Origin of the sequence: Burkholderia sp. Bp8992, assembly GCF_003853705.1 — a bacterium.
Lineage (GTDB): Bacteria > Pseudomonadota > Gammaproteobacteria > Burkholderiales > Burkholderiaceae > Burkholderia.
The window spans coordinates 26146-46286 of record NZ_QTQI01000014.1 but is presented as its reverse complement, the minus strand read 5'-3'; the positions used below and the strand labels follow the sequence as shown (position 1 = coordinate 46286).

General features: G+C 67.0%; 18 protein-coding genes. 5 read left to right on the top strand and 13 right to left on the bottom strand.

The features are described 5' to 3' along the window. Positions 1 to 67: 67 nt before the first annotated feature. The 5 genes from DIE03_RS20835 to DIE03_RS20815 form a co-directional block, all read right to left on the bottom strand. A complete protein-coding gene (locus tag DIE03_RS20835; protein ID WP_124453583.1) occupies positions 68 to 1099 on the bottom strand; it encodes a Tim44 domain-containing protein in 1032 nt (343 codons plus the stop codon). Positions 1100 to 1140: 41 nt separating this feature from the next. Beyond that, complete coding sequence (gene ubiE / locus DIE03_RS20830) at positions 1141 to 1872, bottom strand: bifunctional demethylmenaquinone methyltransferase/2-methoxy-6-polyprenyl-1,4-benzoquinol methylase UbiE (protein WP_124453581.1); 732 nt, start codon at positions 1870 to 1872, stop codon at positions 1141 to 1143. Positions 1873 to 1924: 52 nt separating this feature from the next. After that, positions 1925 to 2338 (bottom strand): gamma-butyrobetaine hydroxylase-like domain-containing protein, encoded by a 414-nt coding sequence (locus DIE03_RS20825; protein WP_124453579.1) that lies wholly within the window; start codon positions 2336 to 2338, stop codon positions 1925 to 1927. Then, positions 2335 to 2778, bottom strand: a complete 444-nt coding sequence (locus DIE03_RS20820) for an HIT family protein (protein ID WP_124453577.1) — start codon at positions 2776 to 2778, stop codon at positions 2335 to 2337. Before DIE03_RS20820 ends, DIE03_RS20825 begins: the two co-directional genes overlap by 4 nt. Positions 2779 to 2863: 85 nt before the next feature. Further along, the gene (locus DIE03_RS20815) at positions 2864 to 6889 is read right to left on the bottom strand and encodes a DUF3683 domain-containing protein (protein ID WP_124453575.1); all 4026 of its coding nucleotides are present in this window, start codon (positions 6887 to 6889) and stop codon (positions 2864 to 2866) included. 577 nt (positions 6890 to 7466) lie between these two features. On the opposite strand from DIE03_RS20815, the gene ilvA reads away from it, so the two are divergent. After that, entirely contained in the window at positions 7467 to 8990 is a 1524-nt protein-coding gene (ilvA, locus tag DIE03_RS20805; protein ID WP_124453573.1) for a threonine ammonia-lyase, biosynthetic, read from the top strand. A 12-nt stretch (positions 8991 to 9002) separates the two neighbouring features. Continuing rightward, positions 9003 to 9833, top strand: coding sequence for an NADPH-dependent 7-cyano-7-deazaguanine reductase QueF (gene queF / locus DIE03_RS20800; RefSeq protein WP_124453568.1), 831 nt, complete (start codon positions 9003 to 9005; stop codon positions 9831 to 9833). A gap of 63 nt (positions 9834 to 9896) precedes the next feature. Here queF and DIE03_RS20795 read toward each other — a convergent pair whose 3' ends face one another. The 5 genes from DIE03_RS20795 to DIE03_RS20775 form a co-directional block, all read right to left on the bottom strand. Next, positions 9897 to 10334, bottom strand: coding sequence for a hypothetical protein (locus DIE03_RS20795; RefSeq protein WP_124453566.1), 438 nt, complete (start codon positions 10332 to 10334; stop codon positions 9897 to 9899). Between the two features lie 77 nt (positions 10335 to 10411). Beyond that, positions 10412 to 10765: a DUF1493 family protein gene (locus DIE03_RS20790; protein ID WP_124453564.1), complete on the bottom strand. Its 354-nt coding sequence runs from the start codon at positions 10763 to 10765 to the stop codon at positions 10412 to 10414. A 275-nt stretch (positions 10766 to 11040) separates the two neighbouring features. Continuing rightward, the gene (locus DIE03_RS20785; RefSeq protein ID WP_124453562.1) at positions 11041 to 11427 is read right to left on the bottom strand and encodes a RidA family protein; all 387 of its coding nucleotides are present in this window, start codon (positions 11425 to 11427) and stop codon (positions 11041 to 11043) included. Between the two features lie 78 nt (positions 11428 to 11505). Beyond that, positions 11506 to 12987 (bottom strand): amidohydrolase family protein, encoded by a 1482-nt coding sequence (locus DIE03_RS20780; protein ID WP_124453559.1) that lies wholly within the window; start codon positions 12985 to 12987, stop codon positions 11506 to 11508. Between the two features lie 2 nt (positions 12988 to 12989). Next, the gene (locus DIE03_RS20775) at positions 12990 to 13928 is read right to left on the bottom strand and encodes a MurR/RpiR family transcriptional regulator (protein ID WP_124453557.1); all 939 of its coding nucleotides are present in this window, start codon (positions 13926 to 13928) and stop codon (positions 12990 to 12992) included. A gap of 119 nt (positions 13929 to 14047) precedes the next feature. Here DIE03_RS20775 and DIE03_RS20770 point away from each other — a divergent pair, with 119 nt between their 5' ends. After that, positions 14048 to 15328 carry an amino acid deaminase gene (locus tag DIE03_RS20770; RefSeq protein WP_124453555.1) on the top strand — a complete coding sequence of 427 codons (1281 nt, stop codon included), beginning with the start codon at positions 14048 to 14050 and terminating at the stop codon, positions 15326 to 15328. 154 nt (positions 15329 to 15482) lie between these two features. Further along, complete coding sequence (locus DIE03_RS20765; RefSeq protein WP_006487930.1) at positions 15483 to 16064, top strand: DJ-1/PfpI family protein; 582 nt, start codon at positions 15483 to 15485, stop codon at positions 16062 to 16064. 70 nt (positions 16065 to 16134) lie between these two features. On the opposite strand, the gene DIE03_RS20760 is transcribed toward DIE03_RS20765, so the two are convergent. Together DIE03_RS20760 and DIE03_RS20755 are read right to left on the bottom strand one after the other, a co-directional pair. Continuing rightward, on the bottom strand, positions 16135 to 16581 hold the full coding sequence (locus tag DIE03_RS20760; RefSeq protein WP_124453553.1) for a MarR family winged helix-turn-helix transcriptional regulator: 447 nt from the start codon (positions 16579 to 16581) through the stop codon (positions 16135 to 16137). 51 nt (positions 16582 to 16632) lie between these two features. Continuing rightward, a complete protein-coding gene (locus DIE03_RS20755; RefSeq protein WP_124453551.1) occupies positions 16633 to 18228 on the bottom strand; it encodes an MDR family MFS transporter in 1596 nt (531 codons plus the stop codon). 106 nt (positions 18229 to 18334) lie between these two features. On the opposite strand from DIE03_RS20755, the gene DIE03_RS20750 reads away from it, so the two are divergent. Continuing rightward, positions 18335 to 19177, top strand: coding sequence for an EcsC family protein (locus DIE03_RS20750; protein WP_124453549.1), 843 nt, complete (start codon positions 18335 to 18337; stop codon positions 19175 to 19177). On the opposite strand, the gene DIE03_RS20745 is transcribed toward DIE03_RS20750, so the two are convergent. Next, positions 19147 to 20109: an alpha/beta hydrolase gene (locus tag DIE03_RS20745; RefSeq protein ID WP_124453547.1), complete on the bottom strand. Its 963-nt coding sequence runs from the start codon at positions 20107 to 20109 to the stop codon at positions 19147 to 19149. The genes DIE03_RS20750 and DIE03_RS20745 overlap by 31 nt on opposite strands. Positions 20110 to 20141 lie beyond the last annotated feature (32 nt).

The following is a 20141-nucleotide window of genomic DNA, read 5'->3' as shown; positions in this document are numbered from 1 at the left end:
GGGCGGCAAGCGGTCGCAGTGCGGCGGCCGTCGCCCGGGTGCCGGCGGCGCGGGCCGCCGGTCACGCTCAGTGCGTGTTGATCTGCTGGATACCCGCGAGCAACCAGCCCTGGCTGCCCGACTTCGACAGGTTCCACACCTCGTCGAACGGTGCGGCCGACGCGCTCGCCGATTCGCGGATCAGGCCATGGAAGCGCACGCTCGCCGACTGCTCGATGCCGCGATCCTCGATGGCGACCAGTTCCGCGTCGAGCTGCACGACATCGGTCTGGTTCGCCTCGTTGCCGCGCGAATCGAGGTCGATCTTGATCTCGGCGAACATTTCGGGCGTCGTGAACTCGCGGATGTCGGCCAGGTTGCCCTGGTCCCACGCCGCCTGCAGGCGCACGAAGTAGACCTTCGCGCTGCGCAGGAACGCCTCGGTGTCGAAGCCGGCCGGCACCTGGAGCGGTGCCGCCGCAGCCGCTGCCGCGCCGGCTGCCGCCGCGCCGCCGCCGAACACGCCCTGCGCTTCGTTCGCATAGCTGCTGCCGCTGCCGGCGTAGTTGCTGCCGGCATTGCCTTGCTGGAACGACGGGCTTTGCGAGTAGCCGCCCGACGACGATGCCGAACCACCGACCGAGTACGCCGGCTCCTGCGGGCGACGGCGGTTCATGAACTTGCGGACCAGCCAGATGCCGACCATCGCGAGGAGTGCGATCACGATGACGTTCGCCATCATGCTCGCGAACGCGCCGCCGAGGCCGAAGTGCGACAGCAGCGCCGCGATGCCGAGACCGGCCGCGAGGCCGGCGATCGGCCCGAGCCAGCGCGAGCGGTTGGGCTGCGCGGCCGGCGCGGGCGCGGCCGGGTTCGCACGCTGCGCCTGCGACGGCGCGGCCTGCTGCATCGGCTGCTGCGCGGGCGGCGTGGCCTGGCGCTGCGTGACGGTGGAATTCTGCCGGCCGATGCTGCGCCCGCCGCCCATGCGCTTGGCTTCAGCGTCGAGCGATGCGAACGTGCCGGCCGTGAGCAGGCCGACCATCAGCAGCGTGCCGACCCGTCGAGCCCACGGCTTCGACGGCTTGCTACGGTTGAACAACGAACGCGTTTCGGACATCAGCTTCTCCGGATGTAAGGCAAATGCATGGAAAGAGCCCCTTAGTACTTGGTGCCCATGTGTAAAGCTACCACGCCACCTGACAAATTGTAATATTTGACGGCATCGAGGCCCGCTTGTTCCATCATCGTCTTCAGCGTGTCCTGGTCGGGGTGCATCCGGATAGATTCAGCAAGATACCTGTAACTTTCAGCATCTTTCGCGAACTTGTCGCCAAGCCACGGTAATACTTTGAAAGAATACAGATCGTACGCTTTTTTCAGCGGATCCCAGACTTTCGAGAATTCCAGCACCATCACGCGGCCGCCGGGTTTGGTCACGCGGCGCATCTCGGCCAGCGCGACGTCCTTGTGCGTCATGTTGCGCAGGCCGAACGCGACCGTGACCACATCGAAGTAGTTGTCCGGGAACGGGATTTTCTCGGCGTCGCACAAGAGTGACGGCGTCACGATCCCCTTGTCGAGCAGCCGGTCGCGGCCGACGCGCAGCATCGATTCGTTGATGTCCGTATGCCAGACCTCGCCCGTCGGGCCGGCCGCCTTCTTGAACGACTTCGTCAGGTCGCCGGTGCCGGCCGCGATATCGAGCACCTTGAAACCGGGGCGCACGTTCGCCTGCGCGATCGTGAACGCCTTCCACGCGCGGTGCATGCCCGCCGACATCAGGTCGTTCATCAGATCGTAGTTGCTCGCGACCGAATGGAACACTCCCGCCACTTTCTTCGCTTTTTCGTTTTCCTCGACGCTTTCGAAGCCGAAGTGGGTTTTGCTCATCGCGTTGATCCTCAGTAAATGGCAAGACGGCGCCGAGCGGGCGCCGTCGATTTCAGTGGCAGTGGCCGTGCGACGCGGAGGCCGCCTGCATCGGGGCGTCGCGCTCGACGCCCGCCGCCTTCAGTTTGTCGAAATAGTCGCGCCACAGCGCGTCCTGCTGCGTCGCCAGCTCGTACAGGAAATCCCACGAGTAGATGCCGGTCGAATGGCCGTCGGAGAACGTCGGCTGCAGCGCATAGTTGCCGACGCCCTCGAGCGCCGTGATCGTCACTTCGCGCTTGCCGGTCTGCAGCGTTTCCTGGCCGGGGCCGTGGCCGCGCACCTCGGCCGACGGCGAATAGACGCGCATCAGCTCGAACGGAATCCGGTAGCTGTCGCCGTTCGGGTACTGCAATTCGAGCACGCGCGACACCGCGTGCACGACGACGCCGGACGGAATCGGCGTCGTGGAAGTCAAACCGCTCATGCTTGCCTCGAATCGGTCATGCGTTGAATTTCCTCGCGCACCGCATTGTGCAGCAGCGAGGCCTGCGCGGCGCGCGTGCGCAACAGCGCCTCGGACACGCTGCGCTGGCGCGGCGCCCAGACGGGCTGCGGGAAGTGGGCGTCGTTGGAAAAGCGCGGGATCACGTGCCAGTGCACGTGCGGCACCATGTTGCCGAGGCTCGCGAGATTCACCTTGTTCGGCTGCATCACGCGGCGCACGGCCCGCTCGACCGCGTAGACCACGCGCATCAGGTGTGCCCGCTCGGGTTCGCCGAGATCGGAGAACTCGGCGACGTGCGCGCCCCAGATCACCCGGCAGAAGCCCGGGTAGTCGTGCTCGCCCGTCGCGAGGACGACGCGCAGCGCATCGTCCTGCCAGAGCAGCTCGCCGCCGTCTTCACGGCAAAACACGCATTCCATCGTCGCTCCCATGTGGACGGGCGCCGGCCTGGCTGCGCCGGCGCCCGCTCATTCCTGGCCCGGTCGGGCGGTCGTCATGCCCGCATTAGACCAGCACGCGCTCGATCCCGCCATTGTTCGCGCGTGCGACATAATCGGCCATCCAGTTCTCGCCGAGCACCTGGCGCGCAATTTCGACCACGATGTAGTCGGCTTCGAGGTTCGCGTCCTCGCTGTAGCGCGACAGGCCCTGCAGGCACGACGGGCAGCTCGTCAGGATCTTCACGTCCGGGCCGTTCGCCGCGGCGGCGGCCGGCGCCGGCGCGTCGCCCGCCACCACGGGAATCGCGCGCAGCTTCGCGGCGCCCTTGCGGATCTCCTCTTCCTTGCGGAAGCGGACCTGCGTCGAGATGTCCGGGCGCGTGACCGCGAGCGTGCCCGATTCGCCGCAGCAGCGCTCGTTCTTCTCGATCTTGTAGCCGTCCTTTTCCGAGCCCATCAGCTCGTTGACGAGCTTCACCGGGTCGATCGTCTTGATCGGCGTGTGGCACGGGTCGTGATACATGTAGCGCGTGCCCGACACGCCGTCGAGCTTCATGCCCTTCTCGAGCAGGAACTCGTGGATGTCGATGATCCGGCAGCCCGGGAAGATCTTGTCGAATTCGTAGCCCGCGAGCTGGTCGTAGCAGGTGCCGCACGACACCACGACCGTCTTGATGTCGAGGTAGTTCAGCGTGTTCGCCACGCGGTGGAACAGCACGCGGTTGTCGGTGACGATCTTCTCGGCCTTGTCGTACTGGCCCGAGCCGCGCTGCGGATAGCCGCAGCACAGGTAGCCCGGCGGCAGCACCGTCTGCACGCCCGCTTCCCACAGCATCGCCTGCGTCGCGAGGCCGACCTGCGAGAACAGGCGCTCGGAGCCGCAGCCCGGGAAGTAGAACACCGCTTCCGAATCGACAGTCGTCGACTTCGGGTTGCGGATGATCGGCACGATCTTGTTGTCCTCGATGTCGAGCAGCGCGCGCGCCGTCTTCTTCGGCAGGTTGCCCGGCATCTTCTTGTTGACGAAGTGGATCACCTGCTCGACGACGGGCGGCTTGCCGGTCGTCGCGGGCGGGTGCTGCGTCTGCTTCGTCACGACCTTCTTCAGCATGTCGTTCGCGAAGCGCTGCACCTTGTAGCCGACGCCCATCATCACCGTGCGCGCGGCGTTGATCGTCTGCGGGTTGGTCGCGTTCAGGAAGAACATGCCCGCCGCATTGCCGGCGTTGAACTTCTTCTTGCCCATCTTGCGCAACAGGTTGCGCATGTTCATCGTGACGTCGCCGAAGTCGATCTTCACCGGGCACGGCGTCGCGCACTTGTGGCACACCGTGCAGTGGTCGGCCACGTCGTTGAACTCGTCCCAGTGCTTGATCGACACGCCGCGGCGCGTCTGCTCCTCGTACAGGAACGCCTCGACCAGCAGCGACGTCGCGAGGATCTTGTTGCGCGGGCTGTACAGCAGGTTCGCGCGCGGCACGTGCGTCGCGCACACCGGCTTGCACTTGCCGCAGCGCAGGCAGTCCTTCACCGAATCGGCGATCGCGCCGATGTCGGACTGCTGCATGATCAGCGATTCGTAGCCCATCAGCCCGAAGCTGGGCGTATAGGCATTGCGCAGATCGGCGCCGTCGAGCAGCTTGCCCTTGTTGAAGCGGCCGTTCGGGTCGACGCGCTGCTTGTACGCGCGGAATTCGGCGATCTCGTCCTCGGTCAGGAACTCGAGCTTCGTGATGCCGATCCCGTGTTCGCCGGAAATCACGCCGTCGAGCGAACGCGCGAGCGTCATGATGCGTGCGACCGACGCGTGCGCGTCCTGCAGCATCTCGTAGTTGTCGGAGTTGACCGGGATGTTCGTGTGGACGTTGCCGTCGCCCGCGTGCATGTGCAGCGCGACGAACACGCGGCCGCGCAGCACGCGCTTGTGGATCGCCTGCGCCTCGTCGAGGATCTGCTTGAACGCGCCGCCGTTGAAGATCGCGCGCAGCTCCGCACGGATCTCCTGCTTCCACGAGATGCGGACCGTGCGGTCCTGCGTGACGTGGAACACGGTCGCGCCCGGCTGCTCGTCCGCGCGATCCGCGAACTTCTCGGCGAGCGCCTCGTAGCCGAGCTGCACCAGGTAATGCTGCGCCTCGCGCAGCGGCTGGTCGAGCCGGTCGCGCACGAATTCCCAGCGTGCGCGCACGCGCTTGAGCAACTCCAGCGCCTGCTGCACGCGGTCTTCCAGCAGCTCCGCGCTCGGGATCTCGTTCGCGTCGTCGGTCTTGCCGAGCGGCAGGTTGCCGGCGCGGAAGAACGCCTCGAGCGCGTCGACGAGCTGCAGCTTGTTCTTCAGCGACAGCTCGATGTTGATCCGCTCGATGCCGTCGGTGTACTCGCCCATCCGGTTCAGCGGGATCACGACGTCTTCGTTGATCTTGAACGCGTTCGTGTGCTTCGCGATCGCGGCCGTGCGGCTGCGGTCGAGCCAGAAGCGCTTGCGCGCCTCCGCGCTGATCGCGACGAAGCCTTCGCCGCTCTTGCCGTTCGCCATCCGGATCACTTCGGAGGTCGCGTGTGCCACCGCGTCGGCGTCGTCGCCGACGATGTCGCCGATCAGCACCATCTTCGGGAACGCGTTGCGCTTGCTCTTGGTCGCGTAGCCGACCGCGCGCAGGTAGCGCTCGTCGAGGTGCTCGAGACCCGCGAGGATCGCGCCGCCCTGCTTCGACGTTTCGAACAGGTAGTCCTTGATCTCGACGATGCTCGGGATCGCCTCGCGCGCCTGGCCGAAGAATTCGAGGCAGACGGTGCGCGTGTGCGCGGGCATCTTGTGCAGCACCCAGCGCGCGGACGTGATGAGCCCGTCGCAGCCTTCCTTCTGCACGCCCGGCAGGCCGGCGAGGAACTTGTCGGTTACGTCCTTGCCGAGCCCTTCCTTGCGGAACCGGCGGCCTTCGATCTCGAGCATCTCGGTCTTGAGCAGCTTCTCGCCCGGCGCATACGCGCCGTCGAACCACTTCAGCTCGAAGCGCGCGACCGCGATGTCGTGGATCTTGCCCTGGTTGTGCTCGTGGCGCGTGACTTCGAGCCAGTTGCCGTCCGGGTCGACCATCCGCCACCAGGCCAGGTTGTCGAGCGCGGTGCCCCACAGCACGGCCTTCTTGCCGCCCGCGTTCATCGCGACGTTGCCGCCGATGCACGACGCGTCGAGCGACGTCGGATCGACCGCGAACACGTAGCCGGCCGCTTCGGCCGCTTCCGTCACGCGACGCGTGACGACGCCCGCGCCGGAGAAGATCGTCGGCACCTTGTGCGCGACCCCGGGCAGCTCGGTCAGCTCGACCGCGCCGAGCTGTTCGAGCTTTTCGGTGTTGATGACGGCGGAGAACGGCGTGAGCGGCACCGCGCCGCCCGTATAGCCGGTGCCGCCGCCGCGCGGGATCACGGTCAGGCCGAGTTCGAAGCACGCCTTGATCAGCGCCGCGATCTCGGCTTCGGTGTCGGGCGTCAGCACGACGAACGGGTATTCGACGCGCCAGTCGGTCGCGTCGGTCACGTGCGACACGCGCGACAGCCCGTCGAAGCGGATGTTGTCCTTCTCCGTGCAGCGGCCGAGCGCCTTGGTCGCGCGGCGGCGCAAGTCGGCCATCTTCTCGAATTCGTCGGCGAACTCGTCGACCGCGCGCTGCGCGGCGGTTTCGAGCATCTCGACGCGCGACGCGCGCTCGCGGCCCGCATCGTCGCGGTGCTCGGTGAGATCCGCGCTGCGGCGCTTGCCGATCTCGGTCAGGCGGTGGTTCAGCGCCTCGATCAGCAGCGCGCGGCGCTTCGGGTTGTCGAGCAGGTCGTCCTGCAGGTACGGGTTGCGGCGAACGACCCAGATGTCGCCGAGCACTTCGTACAGCATCCGTGCCGAGCGGCCGGTGCGGCGTTCGGCACGCAGTTCGTCGAGCACCGACCACGCCTCTTCGCCGAGCAGGCGGATCACGATCTCGCGATCCGAGAAGGACGTGTAGTTATAGGGAATCTCGCGCAAGCGGGGCGCGGGGTCGGCGGCGACGGCGGCGGCCGCGCCATGCGGATCGAAAACTTGTGGTGCGTTCATGTTCGGACGACTCGGAGGGCCGATACACCGTGCACGGGCGTCGGCAAGCGCGTGGGCGCAATCTTGGGGAAATCTGTTCTGTTACCAGGCGCGCGACTGTCCTTCATGGGGCCGGAGCGGGCGACTCGCCCCTCCTGGCCGGCGACAGGGCCTGGCGGCACTCGGAACGATCAGCACGATCGCGCGCGGCGCGCATGCCGTTCGGCCGCGGGGCTGGCTGCGCGCGGCGTCGGCTTCAACGGTGCGATCCGAGGGTGCCTCTGCATCTTCCGAATCCTTGATTCAAAACGGAATTCTAACCCATGATCGCGCCGCCCGTGACACGCCGGACAGGTCGTGGGGCTATCGCCGCCAGCCGCGCCGGGCGGGGTTCGGCACGGTTTCGTGCGATCATTCGCCGCCCGTCCGGTCGGTAACCATACGGTTAAGCCGGTAAAAAATGGAGCGTCCCGCGCCGCGAACGCCCGATCCATGCGCCTTCGCGCGCGTTCGCCCGGCATGCCGCTTGCATGCGGGCAGACCCTTGGCGCTATCATTGCTCCTTTACCGTCTGCTTCCGCACTGCACGCGAGCGCCCATGGCATCCCACGATTACCTGAAAAAAATCCTCACCGCGCGCGTCTACGACGTCGCGATCGAGACGGAACTCGAACCCGCCCGCAACCTGTCGGCCCGGCTGCGCAATGCCGTTTACCTGAAGCGCGAGGACAACCAGCCGGTGTTCTCGTTCAAGCTGCGCGGCGCGTACAACAAGATGGCGCACATTCCGACGGATGCGCTCGCGCGCGGCGTGATCACGGCATCGGCCGGCAATCACGCGCAGGGTGTCGCGTTCTCGGCGGCCCGGATGGGCGTGAAGGCCGTGATCGTCGTGCCGGTCACGACGCCGCAGGTGAAGGTCGATGCGGTGCGTGCGCACGGCGGCCCGAGCGTCGAGGTGATCCAGGCGGGCGAATCGTACAGCGACGCGTATGCGCACGCGGTCAAGGTGCAGCAGGAGCGCGACCTGACGTTCGTCCACCCGTTCGACGATCCGTACGTGATCGCCGGCCAGGGCACGATCGCAATGGAAATCCTGCGCCAGCACCAGGGCCCGATCCACGCGATCTTCGTGCCGATCGGCGGCGGCGGGCTCGCGTCCGGCGTCGCCGCGTACGTGAAGGCCGTGCGCCCGGAGATCAAGGTCATTGGCGTGCAGGCCGAGGATTCGTGCGCGATGGCGCAGTCGCTGGACGCCGGCGAACGCATCGAACTGAGCGAAGTCGGCCTGTTCGCGGACGGCACGGCCGTGAAGCTCGTCGGCGAGGAGACCTTCCGGCTGTGCCGCGAATTCCTCGACGGCGTCGTGACGGTCAACACCGACGCGCTGTGCGCGGCGATCAAGGACGTATTCCAGGACACGCGCAGCGTGCTCGAGCCGTCCGGCGCGCTCGCGGTCGCCGGTGCGAAGCTGTATGCGGAACGCGAAGGCATCGAAAACCAGACGCTCGTCGCGGTCACGTCCGGCGCGAACATGAACTTCGACCGGATGCGCTTCGTGGCCGAGCGCGCGGAGGTCGGCGAGGCGCGCGAAGCCGTGTTCGCGGTCACGATCCCCGAGGAACGCGGCAGCTTCAAGCGCTTCTGCTCGCTCGTCGGCGATCGCAACGTCACCGAGTTCAACTACCGGATCGCCGATGCGCAGTCCGCGCACATCTTCGTCGGCGTGCAGATCAAGCGTCGCGGCGAATCGGCGGAGATCGCCGCGAACTTCGAGTCGCACGGCTTCAAAAGCGTCGACCTGACGCACGACGAGCTGTCGAAGGAACACATCCGCTACATGGTCGGCGGCCGCTCGCCGCTCGCGCTCGACGAACGCCTGTTCCGCTTCGAATTCCCCGAACGGCCGGGCGCGCTGATGAAGTTCCTGTCGTCGATGGCGCCGGACTGGAACATCAGCCTGTTCCACTACCGCAACCAGGGCGCGGACTACAGCTCGATCCTCGTTGGGCTGCAGGTGCCGCAGGCCGATCGCGCCGAATTCGAACGCTTCCTCGCGGCACTCGGCTATCCGTATGTCGAAGAGAGCGCCAACCCGGCTTACCGCCTCTTCCTGTCGTAAAGGCGTCACACGATGAATCCCGAACAATCCCCGCTCGGCAAGGCCACCGTCTACGCGGCGCAGTACGACGCGTCGCTGCTGTTCCCGATTCCGCGCGCCGGCGCGCGCGAGCAGCTCGGCATCACGTCGGCGCTGCCGTTCTTCGGCACCGACATCTGGAACGCATACGAACTGTCGTGGCTCAATGCGCGCGGCAAGCCGCAGGTCGCGGTCGCGACGTTCTACGTGCCGGCCGAATCGCCGAACATCGTCGAATCGAAGTCGTTCAAGCTGTATCTCGGCTCGTTCGCGCAGTCGAAGTTCGACTCGATCGACGCGGTGCGCGACGTGCTGAAGCGCGACGTGTCGGCCGCGTGCGGCTCGAGCGTGTCGGTGCAGCTCGTGTCGGCGCACGATTTCGGCAAGCTCGAGATGGACGAGCTCGACGGGCTGTCGCTCGACCGCCTCGACCTCGACACCGACATCTACGAACCCGATCCGTCGCTGCTGTCGGCCGCCGACGGCGAGAACGAAGCACCGGTCGAGGAAACGCTCGTGTCGGACCTGCTGCGCTCGAACTGCCCGGTCACGGGCCAGCCCGACTGGGGCAGCGTGCAGATCCACTACGTCGGGCCGCAGATCGACCACGCGGGCCTGCTGCGCTACATCATCTCGTTCCGCAATCACACGGGCTTTCACGAGCAGTGCGTCGAGCGGATCTTCCTCGACATCCTGCATGCGTGCAAACCGGTGAAGCTCGCGGTGTATGCGCGCTATACACGCCGCGGCGGGCTCGACATCAACCCGTTCCGCACCAACTACAACCAGCCGATGCCGGATAACGCGCGGACGGCGCGGCAGTAAATGCGTGTGTTGGCGGGCATTTTGCGGTCCGCCAACATTGCCTGCTTGCGACGGCGCGTTTCTCTAATTCGGCGCGAACACGTCGGCCCGGCACTTCGGGCAGTACAAGTAGATTGCCCGACCATCCGGCATGGTAATGATGCCTCGCCTTGCCTGGTCTATCCTCCATTTCGCCACGCCACCGCCCGCCAGACGCGCGTCGCCTTCGGCATAGCAACGCGCCGCGCCCAAGTCATGGCTGTATGCCCGTTCCGTTACGCGGCTCGCACGCTTGAAAAATGCGCTGACATCCGCACGCCGAAAAACGAACGTGCGACACATATCCGCCGTTTCGTCCCCGTTGATGTCAGCCGACCATGCGCCGTTCCTGACGATTTCGACTGACTCCGGGACGACAATGGGTACCGCACCGCCAGGCGATAACTTATTGGACAGCGTGCCCGCGACCGCACTGTGGCTGAGCGCGAGCGCCAACATCAAAATTGCGATCCGACTCACCATTGCACCCTCGCCGCCTCCGTCCGGTTCTTCCGCGATACTGTCGGATAGCGGAAGTCCCCACGCCCTCGTCTCGGCTCTCACGCCAACTTAGCCAGGTGCTCGGCATCCCATTTCCGTTCAACCGCCGCGCGGTACAGCATCGCCAGCGTGATCGGTTCCCGTTCGAGAACGTGCGGTTTTCGGAGCACCCATCGGCGTAGCAACGAATAAAGGCCTCCCTCACCCTCCATCAGGAAATACCGGTGAAAATCGAAGTCGCCGGTTTCGACGGAAAAACGCTCGAAAAAGCGGCCCATGAAATCGTCTGCCTCGTCGCCGGTCTGGCCAAGATCCTCCCAAAGCCTCGTGGCGGCGAACAACGGTGTCGATTTGCCAAGCCCTACCTCTGCCCTGACGAAGACCTCGATCTCATCCCAACGCACGTTTTCCATCAAAGTACCTTGCCGCGTGGCTAGAAAAGACCGTTGTACCGAGCGAATCGCACCATGCATCCGCGGCTTGCCGTCGCAGCCCGCTCAGACAGGCGTATCACGTTGAGGCCCGTCGGAAAACTTCGTCACACAATGCAAAGTTCCGGTGGCGCTCATACCTGCTTCAACCGAGTTGTATTTGAACGCCCTCGCCCTCGCATCGATTGCCTCAAATGCAACAAGGCCGGTGCACGTCAATGCACCGGCCTTGTTGTACAGCTTCCGCCCTCGCCGCGTTACTTCACCGGCGCCTTGTAGGCGATACAGTCGACCTCGACCTTGCAGTCGATGACCATGCTCGACTGCACGCACGCGCGTGCCGGCGGGTTTTCGCCGAAGTACGACACGAACACCTTGTTGAACGACGCGAAATCGCGCGCGTCGTCGAGCCACACGCCGCACCGAACGACGTGCTCCAGGCCGTAACCGGCTTCCTTCAGGATCGCGATCACGTTCTCGATCGTCTGCTTCGACTGCGTGACGATCCCGCCCTCGACGACCTCGCCGTTCACCATCGGCGTCTGGCCCGACACGTACAGCCAGCCGTCGGCCTCGACCGCACGCGCGAACGGCATCACCTGGCCGCCGGTACCCTTCGCTTCGCCTACGCCATATCGCTTCATCGTTTCACTCCTCACATTTCGGTTACGGATGCGCGCGCCGGCTGCGGCGCACGCGGAAGATCGGAACAACGGCCACGGTCAGAACGCGGCGTCGGCACTCGCCGCCACACGCTCTCCGCGCGCAACGAACCCGCCGGCCCGTTCGCCGGTCGGCTGGCCGTTTTCATACGTCAGCACGCCGTTCACCCACACCGCGTCGATCCCGTGTGCAGGCTGTTGCGGCTTCTCGAACGTCGCGGCGTCGATCACGCTCGCCGGATCGAACAGCACGAGATCGGCGTGGTAGCCGACATGCACCTCGCCGCGCTTCGCGATCCCGTAGCGGCGCGCGGACAGCGACGTCATCTTGCGGATCGCCTCCTCGAGCGGCAGCAGGTTCGTGTCGCGCACGTAATGGCCGAGCACGCGCGGGAACGCGCCCCACAGCCGCGGATGCGGCAGCGGATCGTTCGGCAGCCCGTCGGAGCCGACCATCGTCGCGGGGTGCGACAGAATCCGGCGCACGTCGTCCTCGGACATGTTGTGGTACACGGCGCCGGCCGGACGGATGCGCTGCGCGGCTTCCTGCTCGGTCACGCCCCAGTCGGCCGCGATCGCCTTCAGCAGCTTGCCCGCGACTTCCGGATGCGGCTCCGACCACGTGATCGTGATGTCGATGTCGCCGGTCACCTGCTTCAGGTCGAGCGTCGACGAGCTGCGGCTGTACGGATAGCAGTCGCAGCCGACCGGCTGGTAGCGGCGCGCGCCTTCGAGCGACGCGAGCACTTCGGTGCTGCGCCCCCAGTTCGACGGGCCCGCGCATTTCAGGTGCGAGATCACGACCGGCACCTGCGCATGGCGGCCCACGCGATACGCCTCGTCCATCGCATCGAGGATCGCGTCGAATTCGGTGCGCATGTGCGTCGTATACAGCGCGCCGGCCTTTGCGAGCGGTTCGGCGAGCGCCATCACTTCCTCGGCCGGCGCCGCGAACGCGGAGCCGTATGCGAGGCCCGACGACAGGCCGAGCGCACCGTTCGCGAGCGCCTCCTCGAGCTGCGCGCGCATCCCGGCGATTTCGCCGTCGGTCGCCGCGCGGTCGAGGCGGTCCATCTGGTTGTTGCGCAGTGCCGTATGGCCGACGAGCGCCGCGACGTTCACGGCCGGGCGCGCACGGTTCACGGCCGCGACGTAGTCGGCGAAGGTCGGATACTGGAACGCGCCGCGCTCGCCCAACAAGTTCATCGGGTCGGGCGGGTCGCCCGCGAGCGTCACCGGCGACGCGCTGATCCCGCAGTTGCCGACGATCACGGTCGTCACGCCCTGCGAGATCTTCGGGATCATCTCCGGCGCGCGGATCACGTGCGTGTCGTCGTGCGTGTGCACGTCGACGAAGCCCGGCGCAAGCGCGCGGCCGTTCGCATCGACGACGTTCTCGGCCAGCCAGTTCGACAGGTTGCCGATCGCCGCGATCAGGCCGTTGCGGATCGCGACGTCGCGCGTGACGGGCGGTGCGCCGGTGCCGTCGTACAGCTGCGCGCCGACGATCAGCGTATCGGCGGCTTCGGGATGCGAATGCATGGTCAGTCTCCTACCGGTTGACGGTCTCCGCCGCCGCGGTGCGCATCGAGCGCGTGCTTGATGCGGCGCAGCGATTCTCGGCCCGCATCGCCGAGCCGCAATGCGACTCCGGTGACGAGCACGTCGATCGCCATCATCATCGCGTAACGCGATGTCGAAGGCTTGTAAATGAAATCGGTTTCGAATGCGACGACCGGGATCAGGTGGTCGGCGAGCTTCGCGAGCGGCGACGCCGGTGCGGTGATCGCGATCAGCTTCGCGCCGTAGCGCTTCGCGAGCCGGCAGCTCTCGAGCAGCTCGGGCACGCGCCCGCTCACCGACAGCGCGACGACGACGCTGTCGCGCGACAGCGTCGCGGCCACCATCCGCTGCAGCACGCTGTCCTGGTAGCTCGCGACCGGCCGGCCGAAGCGCACGAGCCGGAACCGCAGCTCGTCGGCGAGCGCGGTCGAGCCGCCGCCCTGCCCGTACACGTAGGTCATCTTCGCGCCGGCGAGCAGGTCGGCCGCTGCGTCGAACGACGTGTTGCGCAGCAGCTGGTGGTTGTGCGCGAGCGCCACGCGGATCTCGTCGTAGACCATCGATGCGGGACTCGCGTCGTCGGCCGGCGCGTCGTCGGACGGTACCAGGAAGCGCTGGCCGACGGCCGCCGCCTGCGCGACGAGCACCTTCAGTTCGCGTACGTCGCGGCAGCCGACGGCCTTCGCGAAGCGCGTGACCGTCGCGACGCTGACCTCCGCGTCGCGCGCCAGCGCGCCGATGCTCGCATGCGCGGCGCGCGCGAGATCGGCCAGGATGAACGCGGCGACCTTGCGCTCGGCTTCGCGCAGCTCGGGCGCGCATTCTGCGATCCGCGCGACGATGTCGAGGACCGGCGGGGCGGCCTGGGCCGGATGAGGCTCGGCCGCGAGCGGAGCGGACGGGGAGGCGGGCGTATTCATCTGCGGATAAGGGTGCGGAGCTTGATGTTACTAAATAACATCACCGCGCCGATGCTACTTTCTGTACCATCTGCGTGTCAACTTCAGTGCAATGCATAGTGATGATGGAGCGGGATGACATGAAAGTTACAAACTATCAGGAAGCGACGATCGACCCGTTCGGCAAGGGTCTGGGCAATCTGCCGAGCGCGAGCGTGCCGCTCGGCGACGCAGGCCGGCTCGAATGGAACCTGCTCGCGGAAGACGTCAGCCTGCCGGCCGCCGTGCTTTACGAAGACCGCGTCGAGCACAACCTGAACTGGATGCAGGCATTCGTCCAGAAATACGGCGTCAAGTTCGCGCCGCACGGCAAGACGACGATGGCGCCGCAACTGTTCCGCCGCCAGCTCGACGCCGGCGCGTGGGGCATCACGCTCGCGACCGCGCACCAGACGCAGGCCGCGTATCACGGCGGCGTGCGGCGCGTGCTGCTCGCGAACCAGCTGGTCGGCCGCCAGAACATGACCATCATCGCCGGACTGCTGTCGGATCCCGATTTCGAATTCTTCTGTCTCGTCGATTCGGCGGAAAGCGTCGACCAGCTCGGCCGCTTCTTCGGCGCCGCGAAGAGATCGCTGAACGTGCTGATCGAGCTCGGCGTGCCGGGCGGCCGTGCGGGCGTACGCGACGCCGCGCAGCGCGAGGCCGTGCTGGCCGCGCTCGCGCGCTACCCCGACACGCTGAAGCTGGCCGGCATCGAACTCTATGAAGGCGTGCTGAAAGAGGAAGGCGAGATCCGCACGTTCCTGCAGGAAGCCGTCGCGCTCACGCGCGAACTCGCAGAAGCGGGCCGCTTCGCGCGCACGCCGGCGATCCTGTCCGGCGCCGGTTCGGCGTGGTACGACGTGGTCGCGGAAGAATTCAGGAAGGCATCCGACGCCGGCTTCGCGGAAGTCGTGCTGCGTCCGGGCTGCTACCTGACGCACGACGTCGGCATCTACAAGAAGGCGCAGACCGACGTGTTCGCGCGCAACCCGATCGCGCGATCGATGGGCGAAGGGCTGCTGCCGGCACTGCAGCTGTGGGCCTACGTGCAGTCGGTGCCGGAAGCCGATCGTGCGATCGTCGCGCTCGGCAAGCGCGACGCGGCATTCGACGCGGGCCTGCCCGAGCCGGCGCGCCACTTCCGCCCGGGCCGCGACACCGCGCCGCGCGACGTCGCCGCGACCGAAGGCTGGGCCGTGACCGGGATGATGGATCAGCACGCGTACCTGCAGATCCCGCCGGGTGCGGACGTGAAGGTCGGCGACATGGTCGCGTTCGACATCTCGCACCCGTGCCTGACGTTCGACAAGTGGCGCCAGGTGCTCGTGCTCGATCCGCAGTTCCGCGTGAAGGAAGTCGTCGAAACGTTCTTCTGACGCACCCCGCGCGCCCCGCCCCGCCGCTCGCGCGGGGCGGCCGTCACGCGCGCTTCAATCTGCCGGAGTACACTGCGCTTTCGTCCTCGGGGCCCCTCGCGGCCGTTGCGTACGGCGCGAGCGGGCCTTCAACGCTGCTTCACTGGAGAAAGCCATGGCCGCGAAGAAGATCCTGTTCCTGACCGGCGATTTCGCCGAAGACTACGAAACGATGGTGCCGTTCCAGGCGCTGCAGGCCGTCGGCCATCACGTCGATGCAGTCTGCCCGGGCAAGCGCGCGGGCGACAAGATCAAGACCGCCATCCACGATTTCGAAGGCGACCAGACCTACACCGAGAAGCCCGGCCACCAGTTCACGCTGAATGCCGCGTTCGACGACGTCGACGCCGCGCGCTACGACGCGCTCGCGATCGCGGGCGGCCGTGCCCCCGAATACCTGCGACTCGATCCGAAGGTGATCTCGCTCGTGCGCGAGTTCGCCGAAGCCGGCAAGCCGATCGCCGCGATCTGCCATGCGGCGCAGCTGCTCGCGGCCGCCGATGTGATCCGCGGCAAGCGCATTTCGGCCTACCCGGCCTGCGCCCCCGAAGTGAAGCTCGCGGGCGGCGAATATGCCGATATCCCGGTCGACGCGGCCGTGACCGACGCGCCGTTCGTCACCGCGCCCGCGTGGCCCGCGCATCCGGCCTGGCTCGCGCAGTTCCTCGCGCTGCTGGGCACGCGCATCGAGTTGTAAGCCTGAATCGAATCGTGACGGAGTGAGACAAGGCGGCCGGTGGCACACACGTGCCGCCCCGCTCCCCGCTTCAGCGCGCGACCGGCGCCGAACCGACGTCCGCGATCCGCGTTTCCAACATCGCGAGCGCACCCGACAGCGCATTCAGCACGTCGTCCGGCAACTGCGCCATCGTCTGTTCGATGAACGCCTTGCGGCGCGGCAGGCACGCGTCGAATGCCGCGCGGCCTTCGTCCGTCAGCGTCACGTTGGTCACGCGGTTGTCGCGTGCATCGGATTCGCGCTGGATCCAGCCGAGCGCGTCGAGCGACTTCAACTGGCGCGTGAGCGCGCCCGGATCGATGCGCAGCACTTCGACGAGCTTCTTCTGCGACGAATGCCCGCCCATCGTGTGCAGCGCGACCATGATGCGCCAGCGCGGCATCGGCTGCCCGACATGCGCTTCGAACGCGGTCATGAACGCGCGATACGTGCGTCCGAATTGCTGCAAGATCGCGACGCGGTCCTGTTCTTCCATGCGCTGAGTTCGTTTCCGGTAAATCGTTGAATCGTTGAATCGCCCGAGCGGTCAGTCGGCCGCGACGTGCGGCTCGATCTTGCGCCGCAGCGCGATCGGCGGCACGCGACGACACTGCCACACCGACACCACGGCGATGAGCGCCGCCATCGCGACGCCCAGGTGGATCGCGCCGACGAGCGATTCGCGGGCCGCTTCCAGCAGCAGCGCGCCATTATGCCCGGCACGCGTCAGCTCCGCGACGAGACCGCCCTGCGCCGCGCGATCGATCAGGATCTGCGGATCGGCGAGCTGCGCATGCCACTGCATCGCGTGATCGGCCGTCAGCGCGTTGCGCACGCCGCCCGAGTACATCTGGTTGACGAGCGTGCCCGTCAGCGCCGTACCGAGCATCCCGCCGACCATCCGCAGCGACTGCAGCAGCGCCGTCGCGATGCCGAGATGCTCGCGGCCGGCGGCCTGCTGCGCGAACACGGTGAGGTTCGGCAGCACGAAGCCGAGCCCGATGCCGCCCGCGACCATCAGCGCCATCAGCATCCAGGCCGGCGTCGTGTGGGTCGACACGACGATGCCCGCGCACGCGATCGCGAACAGCACGAAGCCGACGTGCAGCATCGCGTTCGGATTGCGGATGCGCGTGACGACGCGGCCGTTCATGATGCTGCCGATCGTGATGAACACGACGAGCGGCGTGATCACGAGCCCGGCTTCCTTCGGCGACATCCCGAAGCCGCCCTGGAACAGCAGCGGCGCGTAGAACAGCAGCGAGAACATCGAGAAACCGGCGAGGATCGCGAGCACGAACAGCGCCGACAGCGCGCGGTTGCCGAACATGTCGAACGGCAGAATCGGCTGCGCGCAACGCTTCTCCCAGTGCCACAGGCCGACGCCGGCCGCGACCGCGACGACGAGCAGCAGCGACGCCCAGCTCGCGACGCCGTACTTCGGCAGCCATTCGACGAACAGCTGCAGCGCGCCGAGCGACAGCGCGATCAGCAGCGCGCCCGGCCAGTCGAGCCGCATCTTGCGGTCGTGCTCGACGTGGCGCAGGTGCGGCAGGTAGCGCCACACGAAGAACAGCGACAGCAGGCCGACCGGCAGATTCACGTAGAACACCGAGCGCCAGCCGAACGACTGGGTCAGGAAGCCGCCGAGCGACGGGCCGACCGCGTTCGCGATGCCGAACGCGGAGCTCATCAGCACCTGCCAGCGCAGCCGCACGACGGAATCGGGGAACAGGTCGGGAATGCACGCGAATGCGGTGCCGACCAGCATCCCGCCGCCGATCCCCTGCAGCCCGCGCGCGAGCACGAGGGTCAGCATGTCGTTGGCCATCCCGCACAGCACGGATGCGGCGGTGAACACGACGATCGACGCGATGACGAACGGCTTGCGGCCGTAATAGTCGCCGAGGCGGCCGAAGATCGGCACCGTGATCACGGAACTGAGCAGGTACGAGGTCGCGACCCACGCATACAGGTCGAATCCGCGAAGCTCGGCGACGATGGTCGGCAACGCCGTGCCGACGACGGTCTGGTCGAGCGCGACGAGCATGGTGACGAACGAGATCCCGATCATCGCCAGCAGCGATTCACGGAACGGCAGGACTTGCCCGCTCGAATGGTGGGCGGCAGTGTGAACGGCCATTTTTTGTTGATGCAACTTTTGACGAGTCAAACAATCTCAAAATTCTAGCATGCCGGAGTAATCTAGGCGGGCGACGGTTGAGGGCCTGTTCAGGTCAAGGAGAGAGATGGAACCGATTTCAATCACCCCCGCGACGACGCTTTCGCAGGAGGATCGGGACGCGCTGTGGCGCGCGAAGCAGGTGCTGGAAAGCCCGTCGCTGACGATGAAGCTGACCGGCATGCTCGGCGCGCCGGTCGAGAAAATGATCGCGCGGCTGCCGGATTTCGCGACCGGCAAGATCAACGACGCGACGCAGCTCGCGCTGCGCAAGTGCCTGAACATCGCGCTGCGCACGCTCGGCAAGCCGCCGGCGCCGGACGCCGAGCCCGACAAGCCGAGCAACCTGCTGCACAAGCTCGCGGTCGCGACGACCGGCGCGGCCGGCGGCGCGTTCGGCTTTCTCGCGCTGCCGGTCGAGTTGCCGGTGACGACCACGCTGATCTTCCGCTCGGTGTGCGACATCGCGCGCAGCGAGGGCGAGGACCTGACGTCGGTCGATACGCAGCTGCAATGCCTGGCCGTGCTCGGCATGGGCGGCCACCCGGACAAGCAGGAAGAGGACGCCGATCTCGGCTATTTCGTGCTGCGCGGCGCGCTTGCGCAGGCGATCTCGAAGGCGTCGTCGGACATCACGACGAAGGGCATCGCCGCGCACAGCTCGGCGGCCGTGTTCAAGCTCGTGCAGACGGTGGCGTCGCGCTTCTCGGTGCAGGTGACCGAGCAGATGGCCGCGAAGTCGATCCCGGCGATTGGCGCCGTGCTCGGCGCGACCGTCAACACGCTGTTCATCGACCACTTCCAGCAGATGGCGCACGGTCACTTCACCGTGCGCCGGCTCGAGCGCAAGTATGGCTCGGCGGCCGTCAAGGCCGCCTATCAGGCAATCGACGCCTCGCCGACGCGCTGAACCGCGCGTTCGACCGCGACGCGGCGCAGGAACGCGGCCGCGCGGTCGAGCGCGTCGCGCGCTTCCGGCACCATCGGCGCGTACAGCTGCCACACGTGCGGCATGTCCGGCCACACCTCGATCTCCACCGCCACGCCGGCCGCCTTCGCCTTCTCGGCGACGCGGCGCGAATCGTCGAGCAGCACTTCGGTGCTGCCGACCTGGATATACAGCGGCGGCAGGCCCGTGAAATCCGCATAGAGCGGCGACGCGTACGGATGCGTTGCCGGCGTGTCGCCGAGATACAGTTTCGCGGCCTTCGGCAGCGCCGCACCGGCGAACATGGGATCGGCGCCGTCGTTGGTGCGCAGCGTCTCGCCGGTTGCCGCGAGATCGGTCCACGGCGAGAACAGGATCGCACCGGCCGGCAGCGGCTCGCCGCGGTCGCGCAGGGCGACGAGCGTCGCGAGGGCGAGGCCGCCGCCCGCCGAATCGCCGCCGAGCACGATCGACTCGGGCGGCGTGCCCAATGCCAGCAGTTGCCGGTAGGCGGCGAGCGCATCGTCGAGCGCGGCCGGGAAGCGGTTTTCGGGCGCGAGCCGGTAGTCGAGCGAGAAGGAACGCACGCCCGCGCGCTTCGTCAGGCCGAACACGAGCGGCCGGTGGGTCTTCGTCGAACAGAAGTAGTAACCGCCGCCGTGGATATACAGCAGCGTGCGGCCGGGCCCGCGACCCGCGCTCGAATCGGTGCGCTCGAGCCATTCGCCGCGCAGCGGCGCGTCGCCCGCGCCATGGCACTGGCGCAGCCGATAACCCGACGGCGCGCGGCGCGGCACGACCATCCGCAGGTCGGTAAAGCGCCGCGCACGCGCAGGGTCGAGCACCTCGCGCGTGGTCTCGGGACGAAACTGCCAGCGCAGCAGCCAGCAGGCGAACTTGCTTTGCCAACTCATCGGACGCACTCCGTATTCGCAGTGTGACGATG

What these genes read in the sequence shown, in the direction of transcription:
- DIE03_RS20835 (WP_124453583.1), bottom strand. Translation starts at nt 1,099, where the DNA reads ATGTCCGAAACGCGTTCGTTGTTCAACCGTAGCAAGCCGTCGAAGCCG.
- ubiE (WP_124453581.1), bottom strand. Translation starts at nt 1,872, where the DNA reads ATGAGCAAAACCCACTTCGGCTTCGAAAGCGTCGAGGAAAACGAAAAA.
- DIE03_RS20825 (WP_124453579.1), bottom strand. Translation starts at nt 2,338, where the DNA reads ATGAGCGGTTTGACTTCCACGACGCCGATTCCGTCCGGCGTCGTCGTG.
- DIE03_RS20820 (WP_124453577.1), bottom strand. Translation starts at nt 2,778, where the DNA reads ATGGAATGCGTGTTTTGCCGTGAAGACGGCGGCGAGCTGCTCTGGCAG.
- DIE03_RS20815 (WP_124453575.1), bottom strand. Translation starts at nt 6,889, where the DNA reads ATGAACGCACCACAAGTTTTCGATCCGCATGGCGCGGCCGCCGCCGTC.
- ilvA (WP_124453573.1), top strand. Translation starts at nt 7,467, where the DNA reads ATGGCATCCCACGATTACCTGAAAAAAATCCTCACCGCGCGCGTCTAC.
- queF (WP_124453568.1), top strand. Translation starts at nt 9,003, where the DNA reads ATGAATCCCGAACAATCCCCGCTCGGCAAGGCCACCGTCTACGCGGCG.
- DIE03_RS20795 (WP_124453566.1), bottom strand. Translation starts at nt 10,334, where the DNA reads ATGGTGAGTCGGATCGCAATTTTGATGTTGGCGCTCGCGCTCAGCCAC.
- DIE03_RS20790 (WP_124453564.1), bottom strand. Translation starts at nt 10,765, where the DNA reads ATGGAAAACGTGCGTTGGGATGAGATCGAGGTCTTCGTCAGGGCAGAG.
- DIE03_RS20785 (WP_124453562.1), bottom strand. Translation starts at nt 11,427, where the DNA reads ATGAAGCGATATGGCGTAGGCGAAGCGAAGGGTACCGGCGGCCAGGTG.
- DIE03_RS20780 (WP_124453559.1), bottom strand. Translation starts at nt 12,987, where the DNA reads ATGCATTCGCATCCCGAAGCCGCCGATACGCTGATCGTCGGCGCGCAG.
- DIE03_RS20775 (WP_124453557.1), bottom strand. Translation starts at nt 13,928, where the DNA reads ATGAATACGCCCGCCTCCCCGTCCGCTCCGCTCGCGGCCGAGCCTCAT.
- DIE03_RS20770 (WP_124453555.1), top strand. Translation starts at nt 14,048, where the DNA reads ATGAAAGTTACAAACTATCAGGAAGCGACGATCGACCCGTTCGGCAAG.
- DIE03_RS20765 (WP_006487930.1), top strand. Translation starts at nt 15,483, where the DNA reads ATGGCCGCGAAGAAGATCCTGTTCCTGACCGGCGATTTCGCCGAAGAC.
- DIE03_RS20760 (WP_124453553.1), bottom strand. Translation starts at nt 16,581, where the DNA reads ATGGAAGAACAGGACCGCGTCGCGATCTTGCAGCAATTCGGACGCACG.
- DIE03_RS20755 (WP_124453551.1), bottom strand. Translation starts at nt 18,228, where the DNA reads ATGGCCGTTCACACTGCCGCCCACCATTCGAGCGGGCAAGTCCTGCCG.
- DIE03_RS20750 (WP_124453549.1), top strand. Translation starts at nt 18,335, where the DNA reads ATGGAACCGATTTCAATCACCCCCGCGACGACGCTTTCGCAGGAGGAT.
- DIE03_RS20745 (WP_124453547.1), bottom strand. Translation starts at nt 20,109, where the DNA reads ATGAGTTGGCAAAGCAAGTTCGCCTGCTGGCTGCTGCGCTGGCAGTTT.